The sequence below is a fragment of the Salinicola salarius genome (assembly GCF_002179555.1).
Taxonomy (GTDB): Bacteria; Pseudomonadota; Gammaproteobacteria; order Pseudomonadales; family Halomonadaceae; genus Salinicola; species Salinicola salarius_A.
The window spans coordinates 1-1,548 of record NZ_NHOU01000099.1; the positions used below are offsets into that span (position 1 = coordinate 1).

The 1,548-nt window shown below is 64.0% G+C and carries 2 protein-coding genes and 1 pseudogene; all 3 read right to left on the reverse strand.

Annotation, left to right across the window (positions count from 1 at the left end; translation table 11 throughout):
- A pseudogene (locus CCD76_RS19275) lies at positions 1-206 on the reverse strand (hypothetical protein); the annotation flags it as partial.
- Positions 206-817 (reverse strand): DUF2857 domain-containing protein, encoded by a 612-nt coding sequence (locus CCD76_RS19280; protein ID WP_087721101.1) that lies wholly within the window; start codon positions 815-817, stop codon positions 206-208. The pseudogene CCD76_RS19275 and the gene CCD76_RS19280, both read right to left, overlap by 1 nt.
- The coding region (locus CCD76_RS20120; RefSeq protein ID WP_179208975.1) for a hypothetical protein at positions 817-1,548 on the reverse strand (732 nt) is incomplete at its 5' end. The genes CCD76_RS20120 and CCD76_RS19280, both read right to left, overlap by 1 nt.

Here is a 1,548-nt window from a genome sequence, read left to right on the forward strand (position 1 = left end):
AGCCGGATCATCTGCCAGCCCAGCACGTCGACCGCGCCCAGCCGCTGATCGAGCAGCAGCGCTCGAGGAACAGTTTCATGGGGATTGCCCATGAACAGTAGGCCGTCCAGAGCGTCTTCCTGAACGCTCGACGCCGAGGCGGCTTGGCCTCGGCGTTGGGTCAGGGATGACGCGGCGCGCCCGATGAGCGCGTCAAAATGTTTCATCACGCCACCCCTTCACGCACCGCGCCCTCGTCCTCGGCAGGTAGGCTCTGCTGACGCGCCTGCTCCGGTAGGGTCCACTGTTTGATCAGCGTCCAGATCACGGCTAGGGGCAGCTCGACCTCCTCTGCTAGTACCAGCATGCCGCGAATGTCTTCCACGGCACCAGGACTGGCCGGATCGTCGGAGATGGTCTGCCAGCGATGATAGGCTTCGTGTTCGACCTTCTCCTCCGGCATGGGCAGTCGCCCCTGTCGGCTCGGCACGCCTAGCAGGGTACGTCGCGCTGAGCAGTCGTTCGGGGTCAGGCCAAAGAAGGTAGCCAGCATCTGCACGCTAGCCCCGTGACGAATACAGTGATCGACCAGCCCGTCGCGATCCTGGTCGCGATCGACACGGCGCAATGCCGCCTTGAACGTGTCGTGATCCAGCTCGAACCGGGCCACGCCCGGAAACTCATTGATCAGGGATTCGATCTCGCTGGCCCGCAGGCGACTGAGACTCTGCAGCTCGTCATCGCGAAAACCCAGCGCCCGGGCGCGACGCATGTCACCCTCGCGGATCAGAACCAGCGCCTGGTTGAACAGCGCATGATTGAGTTGCGGTGTTGCCATCACGAATCCCCCTCTGCATCGAGACCGTCACGCAAGACCCGGATTAACCGGGTCAGCCAGAACACACGAACGAAAAGACCATCGGGAAAGCGCACGTCGGTGTCGTTACCGTGACTGCCCACCAGCTCGCCCAACAATGAGATATCACTTGGCATCACCGGGTCGATGTTGCCCTCGAGGCCGGCGAGCAGTTGCCAGACGAGCTGAGCACGCCGGCTGGGAGCCCCCTCGAGGGGACCGAGTTCATAGCCGAGACCGTCGCGGGCATTGAGGCGGATTACCTCGCTGGATCCGCTCACCTCGATTCCCGCCCATCTGGCTAGCAGCTGAACCACCTCGCCGATCTGCATGCGCAGATCCTGGGCGTTGCGACGCCAGGTCGGGACGTGCCAGAGATCGGTGATCGGGGCAATGCGGCCGCCGTCCTGGAGCGGCACGCTCTTGAGCGCCGCCGCTTCGAAGTCGATCGCTTCCTCGCCGTGCTCCTTCGCCTGCCAGTGACGCAACTGGCGATGCCCCTCGGTTTCACGGTGAGGCGAGAGTGTCAGATCGGCAGCGATCGTGGCCTGCTCCTCGGGAGAGCGAGTGGGCTGAGGTGTGTGTTCCTGTAGAAGGCCGTCGGTATCCAGCAGTCCGCCGAGGCCATCGTTGTCATCTTCACCAGCGCCAAACCCTTGCGGTGCCGCCGGCGTCCGTTGAGTCTGGGCCTCGAGTGCGGCATTGCGCTGCTC